General features: G+C 53.7%; 20 protein-coding genes and 1 pseudogene. 14 read left to right on the plus strand and 7 right to left on the minus strand.

Going from position 1 to position 24328, the window contains the following annotated elements; all coding sequences use genetic code 11:
• Nucleotides 1-32 precede the first annotated feature (32 nt).
• The 3 genes from J9253_RS02560 (at nucleotide 33) to J9253_RS02570 (ending at nucleotide 2669) form a co-directional block, all read left to right on the plus strand.
• Entirely contained in the window at nucleotides 33-1184 is a 1152-nt protein-coding gene (locus tag J9253_RS02560; RefSeq protein WP_210223170.1) for an RNA-guided endonuclease InsQ/TnpB family protein, read from the plus strand.
• 142 nt (nucleotides 1185-1326) lie between these two features.
• Nucleotides 1327-1659: a hypothetical protein gene (locus tag J9253_RS02565; RefSeq protein WP_210223171.1), complete on the plus strand. Its 333-nt coding sequence runs from the start codon at nucleotides 1327-1329 to the stop codon at nucleotides 1657-1659.
• Nucleotides 1656-2669, plus strand: coding sequence for a potassium channel family protein (locus J9253_RS02570; protein ID WP_228291482.1), 1014 nt, complete (start codon nucleotides 1656-1658; stop codon nucleotides 2667-2669). Before J9253_RS02565 ends, J9253_RS02570 begins: the two co-directional genes overlap by 4 nt.
• Here the strand turns inward: J9253_RS02570 and J9253_RS02575 are convergent.
• A complete protein-coding gene (locus J9253_RS02575; RefSeq protein ID WP_210223172.1) occupies nucleotides 2666-4525 on the minus strand; it encodes a 3'-5' exonuclease in 1860 nt (619 codons plus the stop codon). The genes J9253_RS02570 and J9253_RS02575 overlap by 4 nt on opposite strands.
• 88 nt (nucleotides 4526-4613) lie before the next feature.
• Between J9253_RS02575 and J9253_RS02580 the strand changes: the two genes are divergently transcribed.
• Nucleotides 4614-5093: a low molecular weight protein-tyrosine-phosphatase gene (locus J9253_RS02580; protein ID WP_210223173.1), complete on the plus strand. Its 480-nt coding sequence runs from the start codon at nucleotides 4614-4616 to the stop codon at nucleotides 5091-5093.
• 17 nt (nucleotides 5094-5110) lie between these two features.
• On the opposite strand, the gene J9253_RS02585 is transcribed toward J9253_RS02580, so the two are convergent.
• Nucleotides 5111-8416, minus strand: a complete 3306-nt coding sequence (locus J9253_RS02585) for an Rne/Rng family ribonuclease (protein ID WP_210223174.1) — start codon at nucleotides 8414-8416, stop codon at nucleotides 5111-5113.
• Nucleotides 8417-8956: 540 nt separating this feature from the next.
• Between J9253_RS02585 and J9253_RS02590 the strand changes: the two genes are divergently transcribed.
• Genes J9253_RS02590 through pncC form a run of 4 tightly spaced genes read left to right on the plus strand, consistent with a single transcriptional unit; the run spans nucleotide 8957 to nucleotide 12012 of the window.
• Nucleotides 8957-9913: an RluA family pseudouridine synthase gene (locus J9253_RS02590; RefSeq protein WP_210223175.1), complete on the plus strand. Its 957-nt coding sequence runs from the start codon at nucleotides 8957-8959 to the stop codon at nucleotides 9911-9913.
• A 1-nt stretch (nucleotide 9914) separates the two neighbouring features.
• Entirely contained in the window at nucleotides 9915-10592 is a 678-nt protein-coding gene (locus J9253_RS02595; protein WP_228291483.1) for an HAD family hydrolase, read from the plus strand.
• A complete protein-coding gene (locus tag J9253_RS02600; RefSeq protein ID WP_210223176.1) occupies nucleotides 10589-11533 on the plus strand; it encodes a S49 family peptidase in 945 nt (314 codons plus the stop codon). Before J9253_RS02595 ends, J9253_RS02600 begins: the two co-directional genes overlap by 4 nt.
• A 2-nt stretch (nucleotides 11534-11535) precedes the next feature.
• The gene (pncC, locus tag J9253_RS02605) at nucleotides 11536-12012 is read left to right on the plus strand and encodes a nicotinamide-nucleotide amidase (RefSeq protein WP_210223177.1); all 477 of its coding nucleotides are present in this window, start codon (nucleotides 11536-11538) and stop codon (nucleotides 12010-12012) included.
• Here the strand turns inward: pncC and J9253_RS02610 are convergent.
• The gene (locus J9253_RS02610; protein ID WP_210223178.1) at nucleotides 12009-13796 is read right to left on the minus strand and encodes a PHA/PHB synthase family protein; all 1788 of its coding nucleotides are present in this window, start codon (nucleotides 13794-13796) and stop codon (nucleotides 12009-12011) included. The two genes, pncC and J9253_RS02610, sit on opposite strands and share 4 nt — an antisense overlap.
• Nucleotides 13797-13926: 130 nt before the next feature.
• Here J9253_RS02610 and J9253_RS02615 point away from each other — a divergent pair, with 130 nt between their 5' ends.
• The 5 genes from J9253_RS02615 to J9253_RS02635 all read left to right on the plus strand — a co-directional run bounded on the left by J9253_RS02615 (nucleotide 13927) and on the right by J9253_RS02635 (nucleotide 18134).
• On the plus strand, nucleotides 13927-14133 hold the full coding sequence (locus J9253_RS02615) for a hypothetical protein (RefSeq protein WP_210223179.1): 207 nt from the start codon (nucleotides 13927-13929) through the stop codon (nucleotides 14131-14133).
• Nucleotides 14134-14210: 77 nt separating this feature from the next.
• Nucleotides 14211-14750 (plus strand): toll/interleukin-1 receptor domain-containing protein, encoded by a 540-nt coding sequence (locus tag J9253_RS02620; protein WP_210223180.1) that lies wholly within the window; start codon nucleotides 14211-14213, stop codon nucleotides 14748-14750.
• A gap of 189 nt (nucleotides 14751-14939) precedes the next feature.
• Nucleotides 14940-15737: a formylglycine-generating enzyme family protein gene (locus J9253_RS02625; RefSeq protein ID WP_228291484.1), complete on the plus strand. Its 798-nt coding sequence runs from the start codon at nucleotides 14940-14942 to the stop codon at nucleotides 15735-15737.
• Between the two features lie 203 nt (nucleotides 15738-15940).
• The gene (locus tag J9253_RS02630; protein WP_210223181.1) at nucleotides 15941-16336 is read left to right on the plus strand and encodes an HRDC domain-containing protein; all 396 of its coding nucleotides are present in this window, start codon (nucleotides 15941-15943) and stop codon (nucleotides 16334-16336) included.
• A gap of 97 nt (nucleotides 16337-16433) precedes the next feature.
• Nucleotides 16434-18134 carry an AAA family ATPase gene (locus J9253_RS02635; RefSeq protein ID WP_210223182.1) on the plus strand — a complete coding sequence of 567 codons (1701 nt, stop codon included), beginning with the start codon at nucleotides 16434-16436 and terminating at the stop codon, nucleotides 18132-18134.
• A gap of 34 nt (nucleotides 18135-18168) precedes the next feature.
• Here the strand turns inward: J9253_RS02635 and J9253_RS21100 are convergent, their stop codons facing one another.
• Both J9253_RS21100 and J9253_RS02640 read right to left on the minus strand, forming a co-directional pair.
• Nucleotides 18169-18294 (minus strand): hypothetical protein, encoded by a 126-nt coding sequence (locus tag J9253_RS21100; protein ID WP_266097370.1) that lies wholly within the window; start codon nucleotides 18292-18294, stop codon nucleotides 18169-18171.
• A gap of 15 nt (nucleotides 18295-18309) precedes the next feature.
• Complete coding sequence (locus tag J9253_RS02640) at nucleotides 18310-18912, minus strand: Uma2 family endonuclease (protein WP_210223183.1); 603 nt, start codon at nucleotides 18910-18912, stop codon at nucleotides 18310-18312.
• A 164-nt stretch (nucleotides 18913-19076) separates the two neighbouring features.
• On the opposite strand from J9253_RS02640, the gene J9253_RS02645 reads away from it, so the two are divergent.
• Nucleotides 19077-20291 (plus strand): RNA-guided endonuclease InsQ/TnpB family protein, encoded by a 1215-nt coding sequence (locus J9253_RS02645; protein WP_210223184.1) that lies wholly within the window; start codon nucleotides 19077-19079, stop codon nucleotides 20289-20291.
• A 192-nt stretch (nucleotides 20292-20483) separates the two neighbouring features.
• Here J9253_RS02645 and J9253_RS02650 read toward each other — a convergent pair.
• Both J9253_RS02650 and recG read right to left on the minus strand, forming a co-directional pair.
• Nucleotides 20484-21957 (minus strand): annotated as a pseudogene (locus J9253_RS02650) (ISNCY family transposase).
• Nucleotides 21958-22185: 228 nt separating this feature from the next.
• Nucleotides 22186-24270: an ATP-dependent DNA helicase RecG gene (gene recG / locus J9253_RS02655; protein ID WP_210223185.1), complete on the minus strand. Its 2085-nt coding sequence runs from the start codon at nucleotides 24268-24270 to the stop codon at nucleotides 22186-22188.
• Between the last annotated feature and the right edge of the window lie 58 nt (nucleotides 24271-24328).

Here is a 24328-nt window from a genome sequence, read left to right on the forward strand (position 1 = left end):
CAACGAACACGGCATGGACTACACTGTGAGTCATGCCAACGAAACGCGCCTACAAATTCCGGTTTTACCCAGACCCGCAACAAGAAAAGTTGCTGGCGCAGACGTTTGGTTGTGTGCGTTACGTGTACAACAGCATCTTGCGTTACCGCACGGATGCTTACGATCAGACTCAGGAAAAAGTCAGTTACCTGGATGCTAATGCGCGGTTAACAGCCATCAAGAAGCTGCCCGAACTGCTTTTTCTGAACGACGTTTCCAGTGTTCCGCTGCAACAATGTTTGCGGAACCAACAAACCGCGTTCAAGAACTTTTTTGAGGGCAGGGCAAAATACCCTGTCTTCAAATCCAAAAAGCACCGCCAGTCGGCAGAATTTACTTACCGTGCTTTTACATACCGCAACGGTGAGTTGAAGCTGGCTAAGTGCGCTGCGCCGCTGGACATTCGATGGAGCCAGCCACTTCCTGCTGCCCCGACCACCGTTACTGTTTCCAAAGATCAGGCCGGACGCTATTTCGTGTCCTGCTTGTGTGAATTTGAATCCACGCTATTGCCCGTCACCAACAAAAAGGCTGGCATTGACGTGGGCATCAAGGATTTGTTCGTCACTAGCGACGGCTTCAAGTCCGGCAATCCCCGCCACACCGCCCAACACGCAGCTAAACTGGCGAAGTACCAACGCCGTCTTGCCAAGAAGAAATTCGGCAGCAAGAACCGGCTGAAAGCCAAACGCAAGGTCGCCCGTGTTCACGCGAAGATTTCCGATTGCCGGTCGGACAACTTGCACAAGCTGTCCCGCAAACTGATTAACGAGAACCAAGTCGTTTGCGCTGAAAACCTCGCCGTGAAAAACATGATTAAGAACCCGACACTGGCCAAACACATTGCCGATGCAAGTTGGGGGGAATTCACCCGCCAGCTTGAATACAAAGCCAACTGGGCAGGTAGGACGTATGTCGAAATCGACCGTTTCTTCCCTTCCAGCAAACGCTGTAACGGCTGCGGGTTCGTGAAAGCAAACATGCCGCTGGACGTGCGGTCTTGGGAGTGCCCCGAATGTGGCGCAACCCATGACCGTGACGTGAATGCAGCACGTAACATTTTAGCCGCCGGACTGGCGGTGTTAGCCTTTGGAGAGAATGTTAGCGGTGATGGCATTTCGGTGTCGTTGTCCTGTTCTCGATGAATTAGGAATTCCCTTCCTTTAGGGAGGGGAGGAAGTCAAAGAGCCTTGCTCGTGCTGAAAAGTTCCATTCCTTGATCAATGGCAGTGCCTAATTCGAGCGAGAAGGTTATAGTTAATTGACATTATCAATGGAGGTCGCATCATGAAAGAAAAATTACAGCAATTGCTTGAAACATTGGGCAGTGAGCGTGGCGAGTTGCGGGTACGCCTGCATTTGCTGGGTCTGGAAGCGCGTGAAGAGTTGGAGCAGGCTGAAACCAAATGGCAAAACATGCAGTTGCGTTTACGCGATATTGGCTGGGAATGGAACCTGAAAGCCAAGACGGAAATCCACGATTTGGGAGAAGATGTGGACAAGCTGCAACACAAAATTACTGACAAGGTGGGAGATATTCGTCTTGAAGTGATGGAGGAGGTGCATGAGTTGGGTGAGGAACTCGCTGAGTTGTATCAGAAAATTCGTCGCCATCTGTGAGTCGAGCACCGTTTAATAATGCCCAGCGCTGGTTGTATCTGGCGCTGGAGCAACAAAAGGGCGGTGTAGGGGCGCTATTGATTAACCGCTTTCTGATGCTGCTGGTGGGGGTGAATGTACTGGCAGTGGTGGCGGAATCTGAACACTCGCTATATCAGGCTTACAAGCCTTTTTTTACGTGGTTTGAAGCGAGTTCTGTCAGTATTTTTACGCTGGAATACGTGCTGCGCTTGTGGGTTTGTACCGAAGCTGAGCAGCTCCACTTTCAGCATCCGATTAGTGGGCGGGGGCGTTACATGCTAACACCGATGGCTTTGGTTGATTTACTGGCTATTGTGCCGTTTTACCTGAGTTTTTTTTGGGGTGTGGCAGATTTACGGGTATTGCGCAGTTTGCGGCTACTGCGTTTGTTGAAGCTAACCCGTTATTCCCATTCGCTGGATCTGTTATTGACGGTGTTGCGACAAGAGGCAGACAATTTGGTGTCTGCCCTGTTTATTCTGTGTATGTTGGTGCTGCTGTCTGCTACAGGTATTTATTTAGTGGAAGGGCATATCCAGCCTGATAAATTCGGGAGTATTCCACGCGCTTTATGGTGGTCAGCCGTTACTGTGGCAACTGTTGGGTATGGTGATGTTGTGCCAATAACCTTAGTCGGCAAGGTGTTCAGTGGCATCATTATCGTGACCGGGATTGCAGTGGCAGCTTTGCCAGCCGCTATTCTGGCCTCTGGCATGATCAATGAGTTGAAGCGGCGTGGGGAGCGTTTTCGTACTGAGTTGGTGCGTACCATGGAAAACGGTAAGTTGGATTTCGGCGGCCTACGTTATCTGGAAAAAATGCGGGTCACGATTGGCATCAGCCGGGCGGAAGCGCATTTGATCTTTGAAGAGGTTAAGCAGGAAACCCGTTTGCAAACCTATACCAACTGCCCGCATTGTGCCCAGCCGATTGTGATCAAACATCCGCCGGGGCATATCCATGTTCACCCGGCCAAACGGCAGCATTAGCCTGCGACGAGTTCTGTTTGATGGCCTTGCATAAGACGCGTGAAAACTGTTTCCTGATGGTATGTCAGCAACAGCTTTTCGGTCGAGCGGGTCATGGCAACGTACAACAGCTTGGCTTCCGCCTGCACATCCTGGCCTTCCTCGGGCATGAAACCTAGCCCAGCCACCACGACTAGTGGAAATTCTAGCCCTTTGCTGCTGTGCATGGTCATCAGCTTCACGCTGTCGTCATGGGGGTTAAACTGTTTTTTGGTTTTGCTCGAATCCAACCATTGGCAGGGGATGGCGGCGGTTTGTAACGCCTCATGCAGTTGCCTGCCCTGTGGTGTGTGGCGGTAAACAACACACATCTCCGACCATGCCATATTGCGGTTGTCGTGCCAGTGTTGCAGCCAGTGCGCGATGGTTCTGGTTTCTTTGCTAAAGCTGTCGAAGTGACGCAGTTCGGGTTCGAGTCCGTGCCGCCCGGCAGATTGTGGGGTTAGCAGGGGTATGTGGTCTTCATCACTATCGAGGGCTTGCAGGTAAGATCTGGCAAAGTGATGGGCAAAACTAAAGACTTCATCGGTATTGCGGTAGTTGAGTTTTAGCACGGTGGTACGCCCTCGTGCATTGATGCCGACACTGGATAAACTGAAATTCAGCCCCTTGTCTTTGCTGTAAATGGATTGGGCATCATCGTACAACAACAGCAGGGAATCGGTTTCTGGGTCAACCATGCCACTGATCAGTTTCAGCCAGTCAGGTTGGAAATCGTGGCCTTCGTCGATCATCACCGCGCCGTATTGCCCACGCGGAATATGCCCGCTGGCGACGGCTTGGATAACGGTTTGCACCAGTTTCCCCAGATAGTCAGCGCCATAAGCAGGCGGGTCAACGTGGTGGTGGCGCAGCAATTCCGCACACCAGTCGTGAAAGTGGTAAACATTCACCCGGTCAGCAATCCCTTGTTCCTGCATCAATACCCGCAACCGTGCCGCTAGGGCAATGTTGTAACACAACACCAGAATCGGTTTGTGTAACAGGCTGGCCAAGTACAGGCAGCGGAACCCCAGAATCAAGGTTTTGCCGGAACCCGCTACCCCGTGAATTACCCGATGCCCAGTACCCAGACTTCGGGCAAGTTGCTCTTGCTGCATATCCATGACTTTCATGATGTCGGGTAACAAGCTGGCGGAATCAGCTTCTGAAGACTCCGCGCTATCTTCAAACAAGCAGCCCTGTGTTGCGCCTATACGGATTTCTGGGAACAGGTGCCAGCGTATCCGGTCAAGCATGGGCAGTGTCAGCGGTTTGGGAAACTGGTACTCAAACATGTTCCACAGGCATTGCTGGAAATCTTCCGGGGCGGTGGACTCGAACATTTCATCCTTGCACAGTACTCGGTTCCACGGCAGCACCTCTTTCAGATCGGTTGCCTCAAACTGTTCTCGGGTAATGTTGGTGAGTACGACGCCATAGCCATAGGGAAAAGCCAGTTTGCCCCGGTATCTGCCGGTATGGCTGAGCAATTGAGGATCTTGTTCGAGCTGATTGACTAATTGGTAGGCGCATTGCCGTGCTTGTTCCAAGGGGTTGAATACCTGCTTCAAGCCGTTGGAGGTGAGCAAAGTAGCAAATTGCTTGTCAATGCTGTGGATAGTATCCAACTTCCAGTCTTTTACCTCCAGCAACAGCAGGCCACGCAAGGGATGTACGATGATAAAATCGGCGTAACGCTGACGTTTGCCGACGGGCAGGTCGTACCAGCAGAGGTAATCGTCTTCCAGCCATTGCTCCAGCCGCTTGGCGAAACGCTTTTCGCCCGCCTGTATTTTGGATAAATAGCCGTGCAAAGGTGTTAATAGTTGTGCCATGCCGTCATGTTGTACTCTATTGTCAGTTGACCGATTATAGGGTTGTTCGGTTTTGTAAAACCTTAAATGTTAAGGGCAGTGTGATTTTATGGAAAAAGTTAAAGTTCTGTTTGTCTGTATGGGCAATATCTGTCGTTCACCCACGGCGCAAGGTGTGTTTGAAGCGCTGGTGAATTCGCAACAGTTGACTGATCGTATTCTGATTGATTCGGCGGGGACTCATGCGTATCACGTAGGCAATCCTCCAGACCGGCGTTCACAGGCGGCGGCAAAAGACCGTGGGGTGGATTTGTCGGCGCAACGTGCGCGTCAAGTGAGTGTGGCTGATTTTGAACGCTTTGATTACATTCTGGCGATGGATCGGAATAATCTGCAAGATTTGCAGGCACTGATTCATGGTACGCAGCAAGAACGTTTGCATTTGTTTATGACGTTTGCGAGCCGTTGGAATGTGGATGAAGTGCCTGACCCTTATTACGGGGGCAATAGCGGCTTCGAGCGCGTGCTGGATATGGTAGAGGATGCGGCGGCAGGTTTATTGGAACATATCCGCCGCACCCATCTTTAGTCAGTCAGGTTTTACCCTCACTCAGGTTCGGTGTGCATCCATGATGGACGCCGTTTCATCGGTGCAGGTGCTGCTGGTTTCGGTTCTGTGGCGCTGACCGTTTCGGGGATTTTTGGCTCAGCTACAGGTTCTGGTGGAGTCGCTGGTTTGTCAGCAACAACTTCTGGTGGAGCCACCGGTTTGTCAGCAACAATTTCTGCCACTGCGTCAGCAGGAGGTGCGGGTTCAGGCTTCGGGGCAGGCACAGGTTTTGCAATGGGCGCTGCTTCTGGTTGAGCCTGTACTTCTAGCTTGGCCTTAGCTTTTGGCTTGGGTTCTGGTTGAACTTGTACTTCCGGCGTGGCCTCGGCTTTTGGCTTGGGTTCTGGTTGAACCTGTACTTCCGGCGTGGCCTCGGCTTTTGGCTTGGGTTCTGGTTGAACTTGTACTTCCGGCGTGGCCTCGGCTTTTGGCTTGGGTTCTGGTTGAACCGGTGCTTTTGGCTTGCGTTCCTGCGGTTCAGGGGGTGTTTCAGGGGGTGAAACCTGAATGACAACAGGGACGGGTCTGCCTTCCGTTTTAGGTGGTTGGCGCTCGTAGCGGGGCTGTTGTGCAGGTTGCGCGGCGCTCAGGTCGATAATGAGCGGTTCCAGATTTTCAGCAGGCAGTGGTTCCAGTTCGGCAGATGCAGGGCGGGGCGGGCGTTGCTGACGGTTTTGGCTGCCGCGTGGGCGACGAGTACGACCACGACGTTCGCGGGGGCCGCGTGGTTGGATGTCGCTGCTGGTTGCCGTGGTGTTGTCGCCGCTTTCAACGTCTGCGTCCGCATCATCCATTGCGTCATCATCGAAGTCGTTGGCATCGGTTTCAGGAAGGCTGGGAGCAGCGACCTGATTGCGGCGGTTTCTGTTGGGCGGTTGTGTATCTGCTTGTTGCTGATCCGGTGGCAAGTTGTTGTCGTCTATTTCGTTAACAGGTGTTGTTTCATTGCCTCTGGGGCGTTGCTGACGCGGGTTGCGTTGCCGTTCTTGTGGGGCGGCATCCTGCGGAACACTGTTATTGGCTGGTGTCGTATCGCTGTTGGTTTCTTCGGGGCGTTGACGGTTACGCGGGTCACGACGTGAACGGTCACGGCGGCTTTGGGGCTGTTGCCCGTTGTCGCGGTTGTTGTCACGTGTGTCACGCGGTGCAGACAGGGTGATTTCGACAGGTGTCTGGTCATGACCTTGTGCTGAAGCCGTGTCTGGCTCCTGCGTTCTGGGTGGGCGTTGCTCGCGTGGCGGGCGGCGATTTTGCTCGCTCGTGTTGTCTCGCTCATTGCGGTTACGGTTGTTACGGCGCTCGTTATTACTGGACTGGTCATTGTCACGTTGGTCGTTGTTACGCTCGCCATTGCGGTTTTGGCGTTGGCGGTTATCCTGAGCGTTGCGGTTGCGTGACTCGTCAGTGGCGGGGTGTTCAGCGTCTGAGACCGCGTCGTTTCTGCCATTGTTACGGTTGCGGTTGTTGCGCTGGTCGTTGCGGCGGTCGCCGCGTGGTTGCGGTTGCGGAGTGGCGGCTTCGGCTTTGTTTTCGGCTTCTTCTGCGGCTTTGTCCACGGTTGGGCTGCTGCCAAACAGGCTGCCGAAAATACGGCGCATCAAGCCGGGGCCTTTGACTGGAGCTGCTGCTGGTATAGGAGGCGCGGTTAAGACTTCTTCATCAGCACGTTGATGGCGCTGGTGTTGAGGTGCCGGAGTGCTGGGCATGACGTTGGTGACGGCAGCTTCGACCGGGACTGGCGCGTGATTGGCATCCTGCTGGATGGTTTCTTCAATGTTAGGCGGCGCTGGAATGTACAGGTAGCTGCTTTGGGCTTCATCGTCTTCGAGGTTATCGTTGCGGATGCGACTGATGTCGTAATGCGGCGTTTCCATGTAAGGGTTGGGGATGATGGTCAGCTCAACATTGCGACGCGCTTGGATGTCGGTGATGGCTTGGCGCTTTTCGTTCAGCAGGAACGTTGCGACAGCAACCGGCAAGCGGGCAATGACTTTGCCGGTCATTTCCTTCATGGCTTCTTCTTCGACCAGACGCAGGATGGAAAGCGCCATTGAGTCGGTGCTGCGAATATGACCATGCCCGGTGCAACGTGGGCAAACGATTTGGCTGGATTCACCAAGCGATGGGCGCAGGCGTTGGCGTGACATTTCCAGTAAGCCGAAGCGGGAGATGCGCCCGACTTGTACGCGTGCGCGGTCGAGTTTCATGGCATCACGCAGGCGTTTTTCAACTTCGCGCTGGTGTTTGCTGGGCAGCATGTCGATGAAGTCGATGACAACCAGGCCACCAAGGTCACGCAGGCGCAATTGGCGGGCAATTTCGTCAGCGGCTTCCAGATTGGTATTGAGGGCGGTTTCTTCGATGTCATGCCCTTTGGTGGCACGCGCTGAGTTGATGTCGATGGAAACCAATGCTTCGGTATGGTCGATGACAATCGCGCCGCCCGAGGGCAGGGCAACCGTGCGCTGATAGGCTGTTTCGATCTGATTTTCAACCTGGAAGCGGCTGAACAGTGGTGTGCCGTCGGTGTATGCCTTGAGCTTGCGGATATTGTGCGGCATGACTGCCTGCATGAAATCACGTGCTTGCTGGAAGACTTTTTCGTTGTCGATGACGATTTCACCGATGTCACGGCGGAAATAGTCACGCAGCGCACGGATAATGACGTTGCTTTCCTGATACAGCAGGGTTGGGCCTTTGTGCTGGCTGTACGCTTGCTGGATGGCATTCCACAAGGTTTTGAGGTAGTCCAGATCCCATGACAGTTCCTCAGCATCACGTTCAATACCAGCGGTACGCACGATCACGCCCATGCTGTCGGGAATGTCTAGCTCACTGAGGGTTTGCTTGATTTGTTGGCGGTCATCACCTTCGATGCGACGCGAAACGCCACCTGCTTTCGGGTTGTTAGGCATCAGTACCAGATAACGCCCGGCAAGGCTGAGGTAAGTGGTCAGGGCTGCGCCCTTGTTGCCACGTTCTTCCTTATCGACTTGCACGAGGATTTCCATGCCTTCACGCATCACATCCTTGACGGCGGGACGCCCGGTGTACTTGGCATTCGGGTGGTAAAACTCAGGCGCGACTTCGCGGAACGACAAAAAACCATGACGTTGTGCGCCATAGTTGACGAAGACTGCCTCTAAGCTGGGTTCGACGCGAGTGATGACACCTTTGTAAATATTAGCTTTTTTCTGGGCACGCAGGGAATGTTCAATGTCGAGGTCATAAAGGCGTTGCCCGTCAACCATGGCAACGCGGATTTCTTCCGGTTGGGTCGCATTAATTAGAATACGTTTCATGTACTACATAAGCCTTGGTTATGCAGTAATTGTTACCTGTTTGTTTCAGGTGGGGTCGATCAGTTTATTTCGAGTAATATCAAAGCGTTAGGAATTTTCTTTTCGCAAAGCTATGGATTAACCTTAATCGGGCCTACCTTCAGAAAGAATCGTTCGGTCATTACGGGTCATGGGAGTGCCTCATAAGGGCGGGCGCATGAATATTGTAAACCGCTGGCGCATTCTTGCAACAGACATCAGCAACAAGTCCTGCTGTTAATGTCAAGCCTGTCTGCTTGTTTTTTGATCTGCATGACAGGCATTGGATGATGAGGGTATGGATTTTTTTATCCTGTTTACCCCGGCACAAATTCTGAGGGTGAATGTTCTAATCGCCAGAATTTGTGATTGAATCAATCAGGCATGGGTCATATCATCGTGTTCAGATTTGATCGAACCCATTGTGTCAGGTTTTCATCCTAACGTTGCCTGCTGCGAATATATCAATTCGGTTAATTATATTCAATTTGCATTTAAATTTAGTTGGTATGTTTTTTCATTATGGCAGTCGAATACTACACGGTTACGGAAAATGAAGATGGTCAGCGGATAGATAATTTCCTGATTCGCCATCTTAAGCAACTTCCCAAGAGCGCACTTTACCGGATTTTACGCAAAGGTGAGGTGCGGGTTGACAAAAAAAGAGTCAAACCAGAGAAGAAACTGGCTTTGGGTGAGATTATCCGTATCCCCCCCATCAAAATGGAGGCCGAGGTCAATCCGCCGGACAAGCCTGCGCTGGCCTCTGCTTCTTTGCTGAGCGTATTGGAAGCGGCGGTGTTGCAGGAAGATGAGCAACTGATTTTCGTCAACAAGCCTTCCGGCCTGCCGGTGCATGGTGGCAGCGGCTACAAACTGGGGTTGATTGAAGCCTTTCGCCAGTTGCGCCCGAATTTGCCCTATGTGGAACTGGCGCACCGCATCGACCGTGATACCAGCGGTGTGGTCATTCTCGCCAAGTCACGGCAGGCATTGACTGAATTGCACACCTTGTTCCGCGACGGCAAGATTGATAAGCGCTACAAGGCGCTGGTGGCGGGGCGCTGGAAGCACGGTCGCCAACACGTGACGATGGATTTGAGCAAGGAAGAAGGCACGCGCCAGAAGGTGCAAGTGGTGGAAGAGGGTGAGGGTAAAGTATCCGAAACCATTTTCTCCTCGCTGAAAAACCTGCATGGTGCATCGCTGGTAGAGGCGCAAATTCTTACCGGGCGGATGCATCAAATCCGTGTGCAATTGCAGAATCTGGGGCATCCGATCCTCGGTGATGACCGTTATGGCGATTTCGCGCTCAACCGCAAATTCCGCGACATGGGGCTGAAACGACTGTTTTTGCATTCTGCCAGCGTAGATTTTACCTTGCGTGCCACCGGGCGGCGTTATGTGGTGGAAGCACCCCTGCCGGATGAGTTGAAGGAAGTGCTGATTAACATCAAAATCAATGCGGTAGAGCGTTGATATGACCGTTAAGATGAAACCTTATTCCCTGCTGATTTTTGACTGGGACGGCACGCTGATGGATTCCGCCACGCACATTACCCAGTGTATGCGTAATGCCATTGCGGTGGTGGGTGCGGAACCGCGTACTGATGCGCAAATCCGCCATATCATCGGCTTGGGGCTGGATGAAGCCATTCAACACCTTTACCCCAACCTTTCGCCGAGTCGGATTCGCGAGATTGCGGACGAATACCGCCAAGAGTTTCTGGTGCGAACCACGCACGGCAGCGAACTGTTCAGTGGCGCACGCGCAACCCTTTACACGTTGGCGGAGCAGGGTTACACGCTGGCAGTCGCTACGGGGAAATCGCGGCGTGGGCTGGATAAGGTGCTGGATGAAACCGGGCTGCGTGAATTGTTCCCGATTACGCGCTGTGCGGACGAAACCCGTTCCAAGCCACATCCACAAATGCTGGAAGAGATTTTGACAGACTGCGATACCCGCAAGCATGATGCGCTGATGATTGGGGACAGTGAATACGATTTGCAGATGGCGCTGAACATCGGGATGGATTCACTGGCTGTCAGTTACGGCGTGCATGGCCTTGAACACTTGCGGCAACATCAGCCGCGTGGTCATGTTGACGACGTTACGCATATTCCCGGCTGGTTAGCCGCACAAAAAGGTTACACATGAACGAAGATAATACACAGGCTATTCAGGCGCTCAAAGATGTGGCGCTGGAAAGCATCAAGGAACAACGCCGTGCGCGGCGCTGGGGGATCTTTTTCAAACTGTTTTTCGTCGCTTACTTGTTGATTGCGCTGTTTGCCTTGTTTGGCATGGGGGAACCCGATGGCAAGCTCGCGAGTGCCGACAAGATTACGGCCGTTGTTGACATCAACGGGGTGATTATGGACGGTGCTGCCGCCAGTGCCGAGATGGTTTTGCCCAGTCTGAAAGATGCCTTCGAGAACAAAAAGACCAAGGGTATTATTTTGCACATCAACAGCCCCGGTGGTAGCCCAGTGCAGGCTGGTTTGATCAACGATGAAATCCGTCGTCTGAAAGCTGAGCACAAGGACATCCCGGTGTATGCGGTGGTGTCTGATATGTGTGCCTCCGGTGGTTATTACATTGCGGTGGCTGCTGATGAGATCTATGCAGACAAGGCCAGTATTGTTGGCTCGATCGGTGTGCGCATGGATAACTTTGGCTTTACTGGGTTAATGGAAAAACTGGGTGTCGAGCGTCGTTTGTACACGGCGGGCGCGAATAAAGGGATGCTTGACCCATTCCTGCCTGAAAATCCTGATCAGGCGGCGTTTGTACATAAGATGTTAGAGACCACCCACCAGCAGTTCATCAATGTGGTTAAAGAGGGGCGTGGCAAGCGTTTGCAAGATAACCCTGACCTTTTCTCTGGCCTGTTCTGGACGGGTGAAGATGCCCTTACGCTCGGTTTGATCGACGGTCTAGGCAGTGATGCTTTCGTTGCACGGGATAAGATTGGCGCTGAAGACATGGTGAACTTCACAACCGAAAAAGACCTGTTCCAGCGTTTGAGCGACCGAGTGCAAACTTCTTTGCACCTGATGCTGTCGGACGATTCAACCCCACACACGATGTTGCACTAATCATGCTGGACTATGTGCTGCCAGCGCTTGCTGATGTGTTAAAAGCCAAAGGCTGGATGTTGGCAACGGCGGAATCGTGTACCGGCGGCTGGATTGCGAAACTGTGCACCGATCTGGCGGGGAGTTCGACGTGGTTCGAGCGCGGTTTCGTCACCTACAGCAATGAAGCCAAGCAGGATATGTTGGGTGTAAAGGCGGAGACACTTGCCCAACACGGCGCGGTCAGCGAAGCAGTGACGGCTGAAATGGCTGCGGGTGCATTACAGCATTCGCGGGCGCAGGTGGCAGTGTCGGTCAGCGGGATTGCAGGGCCTGGCGGTGGTACAGCGACCAAGCCGGTTGGGACGGTGTGTTTCGGCTGGGCAGTGCAGGGTGGGGAAGTGCGTACTGCCACCCGACACTTTCAGGGTGATCGGGAAGCGGTACGCGCTCAAGCGGTGCAATACGCACTCAGTGGCGTATTGCAGGCGTTGCGTTAGACTTTCTGGCGCACGTAAGTGCCCGGCGCATCGCCGATGATTTTCAGTTTGCCAGCGCCGGGGATACGCGCATCCACTTCGGTTTCTGAGAATTTCGCTACCCAGCTATTCCAGTCGTGCCACCATGATAGGTCAACCTTGTTGGCTGCAAACAACCAGTCATCCGCATCGTCGCACAGTTCTTCGTTGATCCAGTGGCCGTATTTATTGGCGGCTGCCGGGTTAACAATGCCTGCAATGTGACCAGACTGCCCCAGCACAAAGCGTACCGGGCCCGAGAACAGTTTCGCACCCTTATAAGTACCGTGCCACGGGGCGATGTGGTCGTCATGGGTGGAAACGAAATACGCAGGCGTATCAATCTTGCCCAAGTCAATCGGTGTGCCTGACAGGGTGATGCAGTCGGGTTTGCTCAGGCAGTTGTTGAGGTACATATTGCGCAGGTAGAAGCTGTGCATGGCAGCAGGCATCCGTGTGCTGTCGGAGTTCCAGTACAGCAGGTCGAAGGGCATGGGGTCATTGCCGAGCAAGTACAGGTTGACGAAGAATGACCAGATCAGATCGTTGGAACGCAGCATATTGAAAGCCGCGCCCATGTCCTTGCCATCCAGATAGCCATCTTTTTCCATGCGCTTTTCCAGCGAGCCGACTTGTGCTTCGCTGAGGAAAACTTCGATTTCACCGGGTTCGGCAAAGTCCAGCAAGGTGGTGAAGAACGTGGCGCTTTTGACGCGATCATCGCCCTTGGCTTTCAGGTAAGCCAGTGTAGCGGCGGTCAGTGTACCACCGAGGCAGTAACCGATCACATTGAGGTCACGTTCGCCGGTAGCGGCTTCGACTGCATCCATCGCGCTGATGGCGGCTTGCATGTAGTCTTCAAAATTCAGGTCACGGTGTTGGCTGTCTGGGTTGACCCAAGAAATCATGAAGACCGTATTGCCTTGATCCACTGCCCATTTGACGAACGAATTCTTTTCGCGCAGGTCGAGGATGTAATACTTGTTGATCCACGGCGGTACAATCAGTACCGGGCGTTGGCGCACTTTGGCAGTGGTCGGGGTGTACTGGATCAGTTCCAGCAATTCATTCTTGAACACCACTTTGCCGGGGGTGGTGGCAATATCCCGACCCAGTTCAAACGCTTTCATGTCGGTCATGCGGATGCGCAATTGACCATCCTGAAAATCATTCAGCAGGTTTTCCATCCCCTTGACGAGATTTTCACCATTGGTTTCGACAATGGTCTGCCAAACTTGTGGGTTGGTGTGTGAGTAATTGTTGGGTGCAAGAGCATCAATCATGCTGTTGATGAAAAATTCGGCTTTTTTCGCATCCTGTGCTGAAAGGCCACCGGCGGTTTGTGCCAGGGTGCGCCAGTATGTCGACATATTAAGGTAAGACTGGAGCAGCACTTCAGTGAATTGGTGTTCTTGCCATGCCGGGTGTTTGAAACGCTTGTCGGTGATGTCAGGAACGCCCGGTGACAAATGCCCCAGACCCAGCGCCCGTGTAGTCGTGTGCTGCCACAATTGGGTTTGGTTGTTGAACAAGTCCATATTAGCCTGCATGACGGCAGTCGGGTGCAACAGCAAGTTGACGCCCCACTTGGCAATGGCTTCCGCGAAACTGTTGTCGCCTTGGCCGCCTTCATTGGCTGGTTTATTCATCGCATTACCCAGCAAGCGGGCTACAAAGCGTTGCCACAACAGCATTGCTTGCGTCATATTGGTTTGCAGTAGAATAGGGTCTACGGAGGGTATGGGTTTTAGGGCTGGGTTTTGCATAAGTCAGTGGTTCCACTTAGGAATATTCATCGGTGTATCACAATAGCCAGTTTATGGGGTGATTGTCGACAGTTTTCATCAAAAAAATGCTGCATTGCACTAATCTTGTGGATGGTGTGATAGGAAACAGTTGATTGTATCGGATACGCTTTACCAGCAGTTGCATCGGGCGGCTTCCTTGTTCCATCAACCGACTGAAGCCATCATCCTTGACAGCCTGCGCCATGCCCTTCCACCCATTTTTGAGGATATTCCCGCTGGCTATCAGGATGAAGTTTTTCCTTTGCTGGCGATGAATGATCAGGAATTGCTTCAGGAATCCCGCCGGGTTTTATAGGCGTTACTGGTAAAGCAGAAATCCCACAAAATATCGGTTACTATCCGTTTATCGGGGCTTCTTTATCAGTTATCAATATGCACGACATTTTTCTGAGTTATTCGACAGTAGACCGTGAGCGGCTTTTGCCGCTGGTTGTTGCTTTGGAGCAGCAAGGCTGGTCAGTGTTTTGGGATCACCGTTCTGTGCCGATTGGTAAGGACTGGCGTGAGGTCATTGAAGAAGCTGTTTGCCAATGCCGTTGTGTGCTCGTGGTCTGGTCAGAAGACTCAGTTAAGTCCAAGTGGGTGAAAGAAGAGGCTACAGAGGGTGGCAACCGTAAAGTATTGTTGCCTATCCGTGTGGATAATGTGTCACCGCCCTTTGGTTTTCGGGAAACACAAGCAGGTGATTTCATCGGTTGGAATGGAGGGGTCGATTACCCCGAATTCATCAGGTTGGCGGGTGAAATCAGGACATTGTTGGAAAAGTCTGATGCCGAGCAAGAGCGGCTAGCGAAAGAAAAAGCTGTCGCCGACCAAAAAAACCGTGAAGCTGCCGAGCACCAGCGCTGGCTGAATGAATCCCAAGCGCGTCTCGCAGAGGAAGAAGCAGTTAAGCAAAAGAAATTGGCATAAGAGCGTGCTGCTGCACAAAAAGCCCGTGAAGAGGCAGAACGTCAAGCCAAAGCCAAGCAAGAACAGCTAAAACGCGAACAAGCCACAATCAACGACCGAGTGCCACCGGATAAAAAATTTCCGTTGATTCCCGCCCTTCTTCTATCTACTGCTGTTTTGGGCGGAGGCGGTTATTATTGGAAATCTTCTGTGCATCAATCTAAGCCTGTTGAGGAAGAATCGCTTGTAGGGCAAGCTCCCACAGTCGTTTCCCCGGCTTCTGTTGTTCCTGAGCCTGACATGGTGGACATCCCCGCTGGCACATTCACGATGGGCTGCGTAGAAAGCCGTGATGTGGTGGAGGGTATGGATAAGTGTTATGACAGCGAAAAGCCCGCCCACGAAGTGACCCTCAATGCCTTCAAAATGGCAAAAACCGAAGTGACCTTTGATCAATGGGATGCCTGTGAAAAAGCCAAAGCTTGTCCTCATGCCGAAGATCAGGGCTGGGGGAGAGGTAATCGCCCGGTGATCAATGTCAGTTGGGATGACATTACCCAGAAATACATTCCGTGGTTGAGTCAGGAAACGGGTAAGCATTATCGTTTGCCAACCGAAGCGGAATGGGAATATGCGGCGCGTGGTGGTGCAGATACCGCTTATCCTTGGGGTAATGCTATCGGTAAAGGGAATGCTAACTGTGACAATAGTTCGTGTGGAGACAAGTTTGAGTATACCGCGCCTGTCGGGAGTTTTGCCGCGAATGGCTATGGTCTTAATGACATGAATGGGAATGTGTGGGAATGGGTAGAGGACAGTTGGCACAGTGATTATAAAGGTGCGCCAGCGGATGGTAGTGCTTGGGAATCTGGCGGTAGCGCCTCCGGCGTGTTGCGTGGTGGCTCATGGTACGGCGGTGCGCAGGATGTGCGTTCCGCTAACCGCAGCGACGGCACGCCGGATAATCGGTACTACGGCATCGGGTTCCGCCTCGCCTCAGGTCAATAAGCCGCTACTCAGGGCGTAGCATAGGCAGCGAGCCGGAGGCGGCTCTTGTGGCGCGGGCAGCGTAGCCGAAGTCAGGCGCGTTGCGGGCAGCGCCAGACTTTGGTGGAGCAGACCGAGCCACTCTTCGGGGTGCAGGGGTTTACCCCTGCGCGGCGCATTTTTTAGCAATTATCAACTTATTTTTCCCATGGAAGGGAGAGGTTATGAAATTACAGTTTTTCAGCGTGGATGCGCTGGAGCCTGACAGCGATCAGGACGTGATCGACGATTTCTGCACCCGGCATCGGCTGGTGTCAGTGGACAAACGCTTTGTCGAGCGCGGGGATTTCTGCTATTGGTCAGTGTGCGTGACCTATCTGGAGCCATCATCCTCATCCAGCAAACCCACAAAAGCCGTCGATAAACGCGGGCAGGTCGATTACCGCGAAATTCTGGTGGCAGAAGATTTCGCTATCTACGCCAAATTGCGGGACTTGCGCAAAACCATCTCCGAAGCCGAAAATGCCCCGGTTTATGCCATCTTTTCCAACGCCCAAATGGCAGATATGGTGACAAACCGTGCCACTTCGCTAACCGCCTTGGGGGAGGTATTTGCGTGAGAATTTATATGCGGTCGCCCTGAGGCAGCGCCGAACGCTTGCCGGTGGGGTTTTTTCCTGTGCTATCATTATCCCATACAGCCACGCAGGAAAAACCATGAAAATCCCCTATGGCATCAGCAATTTCAAAGATATGATCACTGGCGGCTACGCCTACATCGACAAGACAGCTTACATCGCCACGTTGGAAGACGCGGGCAAATACCAGATCCTGCTACGCCCACGCCGCTTCGGCAAGAGTCTGATGCTTTCGACACTGTGGCATTATTATGACGTGTTCTACCGCCCCGAATTCAACACACTGTTTGGTCAGCTACACATCGGGCAGCACCCGACCCCACTCAACAGCAGCTATCAAGTATTGTTCATGGAGTTCAGCGGGATTGGCGGCGAAGGCAGTGGGCGCGGGCAGATTTATCAGGATTTTGACCGTGAAGTTGCCAATTCCCTGAAGCGATTTCTGCAACGCTATGCTTATCCTGATGAAACATTGGCTGTCATCGAGGCTGAGCCATCACCCCAAAGCAAGATGAAAGCATTCTGGCGTTTGGTGGAAGGGCAAAAAATCCTGCTGTTGATTGATGAGTACGACCACTTCGCCAATACCATTTTGTCGCGAGACCTTACGCTATTTCAGGATGTGGTTGGCAAGGGCGGCTTCGTGCGCAGTTTTTACGAAACCATCAAAACCGCCACGCTGACAGGCACGCTAGACCGCCTGTTCATCACGGGCGTGACCCCGCTGATGCTCGACAGCATGACCAGCGGTTTCAACATTGGCGAAAACATTTCCCTACACGAAGACTTCAACAGTGCCATAGGCTTCACCGAAACCGAAGTAGCAAGCCTGCAACAACCCCTTGTGAAGGCTTGCCAACTTGATGCCGATGTACTGCTGGCAGATGTGAGGCGTTGGTACAATGGCTACCGTTTCCATGCCCAAGCGGAGGAAACGGTTTATAACCCCAATATGGTGCTGTATTTCCTGAAACATTTTCGTGTTAAAGATTGCAGCTATCCCGAACAAATGTTGGATGAAAACATCGCCTCTGACTACAGCAAAATCATGGGGATGTTCGGTATCGGCAACCGTGATACCAATTTTGCCGTCTTGGATGAAATTATCAATACAGGTGAAGTGACCGCGATGCAACGCCGCAAGTTTGATTTTGACAAAGGCTTTGATCGTGATGATTTCATCAGCCTGCTGGCCTACATGGGGTTTGTGTCATTACAGCGAAAAACCTTCTCCGGTGAAGTGTTCCGAATCCCCAACCATGCCATACAGGAGTTGTACTTCCACTATTTCAAAGTCGAGTTGGAACGCCGTAATCAAATCAGCATTCCCGGCAACACCCTGTTGCAGGCGGTAGAAGCCTTGGCTCTGCATGATGACATCCAACCACTGGTAACGGAAATGCAGCGGGTACTGCAAGTGCTGTCCAACCGTGATTTCAGTAATATGGACGAAAAACACGTTAAAACCTTGGCGTTGACCTTGCTGTACCAATCGTCGGTGTATTTCATCCAAAGCGAGCGGGAAATGAACCACAAATATCCCGACATCCTGTTACTGGAGCGTAGCCCTTATGAGGTCGAGTATCAGCACCTGATCGAGTTGAAATACGCTAAACGGGGCGATGGCAACAAAGGTTGGGAAGCCAAGCGGCAGGAAGGCATTACACAAGTACAAGGCTATTTGCAGTTACCAGAGGTTGCCGCTTTGCCTAAACTCAGCGCATGGGTGCTACTGGCGGATGGGGAGCGCGTTGAGGCTATACGGGTCACTGGCAAGTGAGATAAGCCCGTTGCCTGAGCGTAGCCGAAGGCAACTACGCTTCCTGCATAAACGCCCAATCAATATTCAATTCCGGGAACAAGCCCACGGTGAGCGGCTCTTCCATCCCGAACATGCGCGGCAAGCCATATTGCCCGTCGTCCTTGAGCGTATACACCATCACCCAGACTCATGGTTATGCTCCTTCTGCCTGCTGTTGCTCCAGCCACGCCAACACGTCGTCAATCTTAACCCGCTCGTAAATGGCTTCGACGGGCAAGGAGGCATTGACCGATTCCAGCACCACCTCATCCCCCAAGAAGTAATAGGATGATTGCCAACTGGCACTACGGCGTTGCACTTCGATTTCCGCAAAATCCTGCTCAATCAGCACATATTCCAACAGGCTGGGGATGGCGAGGTATTCCAGACGTTTTTCGCCTTTGTCTTTTTTGCGGGTGCTTTTGGACAGCACTTCGATGATGAGTATCGGGCTTTCTAGGACGCGCTCATCTTCCGACGGGTCATCGTCACAAACCACCACGACATCAGGGTAGCGGAAGCGTTTACCCAGTGTTTTTACCAGCATGTCTCCGCTGAGGGGTTCGCAAGGTTGGTGGCGTAAATGATTCCACAAGAGTGATGACATATTGCGGACAATCTTGTTGTGGTTGATCTTTGCGCCAGCCCTTGCATAGACCTGACCTTCCACATACTCATGTTTGATTTCACTGATTTCTTCACCTGCCAGATAATTTTCTACTGAAAGGTAATCGAATTTTTCTGCCACTGCTGCCATAACGTCACCCGCTGATCAGGTTGCGTGGCAAACCCCGTCCTTCAGGTCGAGGAGGATAGCGCGGGTGGCGAAGCCGCCCTATGTTCGGTAGTTTTGTCGGATAATCCGCGCAGTTTAACGCAGAATACCCACTCAAGCCGCTCTTGTTTAGCTACACTCCGCAGATGCAACGACACCAAGCCTTCAAATACGAACTCATGCCCAATGGTGAAACACAGCGTCAACTACGCCGTTTTGCGGGGTCATGCCGCTTCGTTTACAACAAGGCATTAGCGTTACAGCAAGCCAGCCATGAAGCGGGTGAAAAATTCATCGGTTACGTGGCAATGGCAAAACACCTGACGGCATGGCGCAATGGGGAAGAAACGCCGTGGCTGAAAGATGCCCCGGTTCACCCCCTGCAACACGCCCTCAAAGACCTCGATAAAGCCTACCAAAACTTCTTTGCGAAACGTGCTGATTTCCCCCGCTTCAAGCGTAAAGGCAGCGGTGACAGCTTCCGTTATCCTGACCCCAAACAAATCAAGCTCGACCCAGGCAATAGCCGACTTTTCTTGCCGAAACTGGGCTGGATACGCTACCGCAACAGCCGCGATGTGCTGGGAGAACTACGCAATGTCACGGTTTCCAGCAAAGGCGGGAAATGGTTTGTCAGCATCCAAACCCAGCGGGAAGTGGAATTGCCAGCCACACCCGCAACCACTGCTATCGGTATTGACCTTGGTATAGCGCGTTTTGCGACGCTCTCCGATGGCACATGGATGGAATCGCGTAACAGCTTCAAGAGCAAACAAGCCAAACTCGCCAAATACCAACGGCGCATGGCGCACAAACAGAAATTCAGCAACAACTGGAAAAAGGCACAAGCCAACGTCCAAAAAATTCACACGCAAATCGCCAATGCCCGCCGCGATTTCCTGCACAAGGCGACGACCACGCTCAGCCAAAACCACGCGTTCGTGTTCATCGAAGATTTGCAGGTCGGTAATATGTCGAAGTCAGCGGCAGGCACAGCAGAAAACCCTGGCAAGAACGTTGCCCAGAAATCTGGCTTAAACAAAGCCATTCTCGATCAAGGTTGGGGCGAATTTCGACGGCAACTCGACTACAAAATGGCATGGAAAGGCGGCATGTTGTTCACTGTGCCACCGCATTACACCAGTCAGGAATGCCCCGAATGTCACCATGTAGCGGCGGACAATCGTCAGACGCAAGCGCGGTTTGTGTGTGTGGAATGTCACTATGAAAATCACGCCGATCATGTCGGCGCGATCAATGTTTTAGAGCGGGGATACCGCTTGTTAGCCTGTGGAGATGCGGCCTTAAGCCGCTCGATGAAGCAGGAACCCGCCGAAGTCAGTCAGCTATCTAGTGTCTGACCGAAAAAGCCTTCCTGCCGCCACGAGTGCCCAATTTTAGTCCATGCAGCCGTTTTCCCCGCCACCTTCTGGCAAGCACGAGGGTAAAACGCTGGGTTTCAAGGCATGGCTGGCAGCGCAGGCTTGCCTTCGGTGCAGGGGCTGCCCTGCCTTCCCGGCATTTTCCCTCATCGGTCGGCGTTGTGGGGTGGTTCAGGCGGCTTGGCGCTGTCGTCGGCGTTCATCCTTCTGCAAGGCCTCCAACGCCCTGGCCTGTAAAATGGCCCCGACCTTTTGCAGGTTCCTGCCCACCACCGCCAGTGCCACATAGCGCTTGAAGCGTTCCAGCCCCCGGTCGGGGCAATAGTCCAGCCCATGGACTTCCAGTGCGTTGATGCCGGATTCCACCGCTGAGTGCTGGCGTCTGGCCTGGACAAACGCCGGGTCGGTTTCACGGGCAGTGTCCGCCTGGCTCCAGCGGCCTTTTTCGGCAACACCACCCGGTCGAGCAGTTCGGCCAGTTCGCGCTGGTCTGCCGGTGAGTGGAACCCCTTGTCAAAGCTGCACGCGCTCAGGGAGGGGAACAGCGCTTTGGCTTGCTTAACCATGGTCACGGCAATCTCACTGTCGGGGCAGTGTTGCATCACTTGGTGGTGGAGGATGAAGCCGTCAGCCGATTCCATCACGCACACGTTCAGGCCCAGCTCCACCGGCACACCGGCTTTGCCCTTGCTGAGCCATTCGCTGTAATCCTCGAAGAGGGAGAAGATCTTGTCGCCGTGGGGGATGGTTTCCCCGTCCAGCACCCGCCGCCGCACCAGGTCAACCTGATGCCACCCGTACCCCAGCCAGCGCTGGAGGTCGTTGCCCGACCGGCTGTCCAGCAGGCTGAGGGGCAGGTCAGCCACCGTTTCCTCCACTTTCGACAACAGCGCGGCGCACAGGCCCAGGTAGGTGTGGTGGGCGTCACGGATGGCCTGTTGCCGGGTGGCCTGCTTGTCCGGGTCTTGGGAGCTGGAGTGCTTGAGCTTCTGCGCATGACGGCAGGCTTTCTTCACCTGGCGGAGATTGTACTGCCATTGCCGCCAGCGGCTGTCGCCGTGCCCTTCACACCAATCGGCCACCGTGCGCACCGAACAACGCACCGCGTCGTACAACAGGTTGATGTCGGTCGGGTAGTGGATGTTGCTTTCCACCACGAAGGAGTCACAACGGGCGCTCAGCGGCGCGGCTTTTTTTTTAGCAGCTTGTGACCGGCCTCCACCACCAACTGGTTGATGCGTTGCAGGCTGGCTTCGTCCACCAGAGCGGCGTTGTCCTTGACCGTTTGCAGCTTGTACTCATCGTCATCATCCCAGAAACCATGCCCCAGCATCTGACGGATGCTGCGGTGCTGGTTCGCCATCTCCAGCAGCCGGTCATAGTCCCAGTTCAGGTTCACCCGCAATGTCGCCAGCACCAGCGCATTCCACAGATCCATGCCGGGGCGTCCACGGCTGGCGTCCACCTCCGCCGGAACCCGCTTTTCCAGCACCGCAAACACCGCCTCACGCAGTTCGTCTGTCACATAAATGTATTGCAGCCCTTGCAACACCTGCGGGATGTCGTCCCGCGAACGTGGGTTGAAGGTCAGCCTGCCGATGTCAGCGTGACCCAGGCGAAGTTGGCGGGCGATCACTTCACGCATCGTGTGTCTCCTGCGAAGTTTGGCGGATGGATGCCCTATTTTGCCCTATTTTGGGCGCTTTTGCAGCTTTCTGGCCTGCTTCCGGGAAATCTTAGGGCAAGGAAAACGGGCGTAGCATCTTGATCGGAAAAGGGTTTTAGGGTTTCCGGTCAGACACTATCTAGCTGAATGCAGTAGGAATCTCCTTCCTTTAGGGAGGGGAGGATGTCAAGTTAGCATAGCAGGTGTCTAGCTTTGGAAAAACTGCGTCGCTGTCTCGCCATCCGGCTGCTGCAACCAGCGTTGAGTCAGCGCTTCCACCCGTTCCGGGTACTTCGCCACCACTTCCCGCGCTGCCATCTGCACCGCTGGCAACCAATGCTGATCGCGCAACAAACTGGCAATCCGTAGCCGTACATCGCCGGTCTGGCGTGTGCCTAGCACTTCGCCGGGGCCGCGTAATTCCAGGTCAATATCTGCAATCACGAAACCGTCGGTGCTGTTGCGCATCGCATCCAGCCGTTTACGCGCCGTTTTGCCGAGTGGGTGCTGGTAAAGCAGCACGCAACTGCTGGCGGTACTGCCGCGTCCGACCCGTCCGCGTAGCTGGTGCAATTGTGATAGGCCGAAGCGTTCCGCGTTTTCGATGATCATCAGCGAAGCGTTCGGCACATCCACCCCGACTTCAATGACGGTGGTGGCGACCAGTAGCTGGATTTCCCCCAACTTGAACTGGCGCATAATGCTTTCCTTTTCGGAACCGTGCAGCCGCCCGTGTACCAGCCCGACTTCGACGTGGGGCAGGCGTTCGCGCAATAAGGTAGCGGTGGCTTCCGCTGTTTCGCATTGCAGGGTTTCGGACTCTTCGATCAGGGTGCAAACCCAGTAGGCTTGGCGGCCTTCGCGGCAGGCATCGGCAATGCGTTCAATCACGTCATCGCGGCGTTCGTTGTTGAGCGCGACAGTCGTAATCGGGGTGCGCCCCGGCGGTAATTCGTCGATCACCGAATAATCGAGATCGCCGTAAGCGGTCATCGCCAAGGTGCGCGGGATCGGTGTCGCAGTCATCACCAATTGGTGCGGGTAGTTGTCGCCCTGCTTGCCCTTTTCGCGCAGCGACATGCGTTGATGCACGCCGAAACGGTGCTGTTCGTCGATAATAATCAGCCCCAGTTGCAGGAATTCAACCGTGCGTTGGAACAGCGCGTGTGTACCAACCGCGATATGCCCGATACCCAGCAGCAGGTTTTCCACCTTGCGGCGGCGTTGGCGCGGAGTTTGACCGCCGGAAATGTACACAGTTTCCACCCCCAACGGTTCCAGCCAGTGGGTCAGGTTTTGGTAATGTTGTTCCGCCAGCAATTCGGTGGGTGCCATCAACGCCACTTGATAGCCGTTGGCAATCGCGTGCAAGGCTGCGGCGACTGCCACCAGTGTTTTGCCCGAACCCACATCGCCTTGTACCAGTCGATTCATGGGCACGGCTTGTTGCAGGTCGTTGGTAATTTCACTGATCACCCGGTTTTGAGCATCAGTGGGGGCAAAGGGCAGGGCGCGGCGCAGTTTTACCCAGTAGTGATTGCTTTCCGGCAAGGATGGGGCTTGCACTTGCTTGAGTTCGTGCCGAGCTTGCTGCACCGCGAGTTGGTGGGTGAGCAGTTCCTCAAAAATCAGGCGGTGGGGGTGCATTCCTTCGATGGTTGAACCAGACGGCGGCGTATGCAAGGTGCGTAATTCGTGTGCCAGTGGCGGAAAGCGGTGTTCTCTGACCACGCTTTCTGGCAGCAAATCTGGCAATTCATCCACATGTTCCAGCGCCAGATCAATCAGGCGGCGCAAGCTGCGTTGCTGCAAGCCTTCGGTGGTGGGGTAAGTCGGTGTCAGGGTATTCGCAATCGGTTCGGGGTCATCGGCTTTGAGGTAATGGTATTCGGGGTGCGCCATTTCCAGCTTGAAACCAGATTGGCGCACTTCACCAAAGCAGCGCAGCAATACGCCGGGGCGCAGGCTGTATTTCTGGGCGGAGGTGAAGTGGAAGAAGCGTAAGGTAAGAATGCCGCTACCGTCGTTAAGGTGGCACAGCAGCATGGTGCGCCCGCGTTGCACCACTTCGGTGGAAATAATTTCACCTTCGACCAGCACTTCCTGCCCGACTTTCAGGTCGGCGATGGGGTAAATGCGGGTACGGTCTTGATAGCGCAGCGGCAGGTGAAACAGCAGGTCAGCGACCCGCAAGATGCCCAGCCGCGCCAGCTTTTCCGCCAAGGCATCACCGACACCGCGTAGGGCAGTGACAGGTTGTTGCAGGAAATCGGGGTGGCTCAGTTCACTCATGCTTAGAGTGTACTAAAAGAAACCCCTCGCGGCTTCCTTTCAACACATGATATAGGTC

It is taken from the genome of Thiothrix litoralis (assembly GCF_017901135.1).
GTDB classification, from domain to species: Bacteria; Pseudomonadota; Gammaproteobacteria; order Thiotrichales; family Thiotrichaceae; genus Thiothrix; species Thiothrix litoralis.

Excerpts from the sequence above, each read along its gene's own strand:
- J9253_RS02560 (WP_210223170.1), top strand. The coding sequence starts at position 33 with ATGCCAACGAAACGCGCCTACAAATTCCGGTTTTACCCAGACCCGCAA.
- J9253_RS02565 (WP_210223171.1), top strand. The coding sequence starts at position 1,327 with ATGAAAGAAAAATTACAGCAATTGCTTGAAACATTGGGCAGTGAGCGT.
- J9253_RS02575 (WP_210223172.1), bottom strand. The coding sequence starts at position 4,525 with ATGGCACAACTATTAACACCTTTGCACGGCTATTTATCCAAAATACAG.
- J9253_RS02580 (WP_210223173.1), top strand. The coding sequence starts at position 4,614 with ATGGAAAAAGTTAAAGTTCTGTTTGTCTGTATGGGCAATATCTGTCGT.
- J9253_RS02585 (WP_210223174.1), bottom strand. The coding sequence starts at position 8,416 with ATGAAACGTATTCTAATTAATGCGACCCAACCGGAAGAAATCCGCGTT.
- J9253_RS02590 (WP_210223175.1), top strand. The coding sequence starts at position 8,957 with ATGGCAGTCGAATACTACACGGTTACGGAAAATGAAGATGGTCAGCGG.
- J9253_RS02595 (WP_228291483.1), top strand. The coding sequence starts at position 9,915 with ATGACCGTTAAGATGAAACCTTATTCCCTGCTGATTTTTGACTGGGAC.
- J9253_RS02600 (WP_210223176.1), top strand. The coding sequence starts at position 10,589 with ATGAACGAAGATAATACACAGGCTATTCAGGCGCTCAAAGATGTGGCG.
- pncC (WP_210223177.1), top strand. The coding sequence starts at position 11,536 with ATGCTGGACTATGTGCTGCCAGCGCTTGCTGATGTGTTAAAAGCCAAA.
- J9253_RS02610 (WP_210223178.1), bottom strand. The coding sequence starts at position 13,796 with ATGCAAAACCCAGCCCTAAAACCCATACCCTCCGTAGACCCTATTCTA.
- J9253_RS02620 (WP_210223180.1), top strand. The coding sequence starts at position 14,211 with ATGCACGACATTTTTCTGAGTTATTCGACAGTAGACCGTGAGCGGCTT.
- J9253_RS02630 (WP_210223181.1), top strand. The coding sequence starts at position 15,941 with ATGAAATTACAGTTTTTCAGCGTGGATGCGCTGGAGCCTGACAGCGAT.
- J9253_RS02635 (WP_210223182.1), top strand. The coding sequence starts at position 16,434 with ATGAAAATCCCCTATGGCATCAGCAATTTCAAAGATATGATCACTGGC.
- J9253_RS21100 (WP_266097370.1), bottom strand. The coding sequence starts at position 18,294 with ATGGTGTATACGCTCAAGGACGACGGGCAATATGGCTTGCCGCGCATG.
- J9253_RS02640 (WP_210223183.1), bottom strand. The coding sequence starts at position 18,912 with ATGGCAGCAGTGGCAGAAAAATTCGATTACCTTTCAGTAGAAAATTAT.
- J9253_RS02645 (WP_210223184.1), top strand. The coding sequence starts at position 19,077 with ATGCAACGACACCAAGCCTTCAAATACGAACTCATGCCCAATGGTGAA.
- recG (WP_210223185.1), bottom strand. The coding sequence starts at position 24,270 with ATGAGTGAACTGAGCCACCCCGATTTCCTGCAACAACCTGTCACTGCC.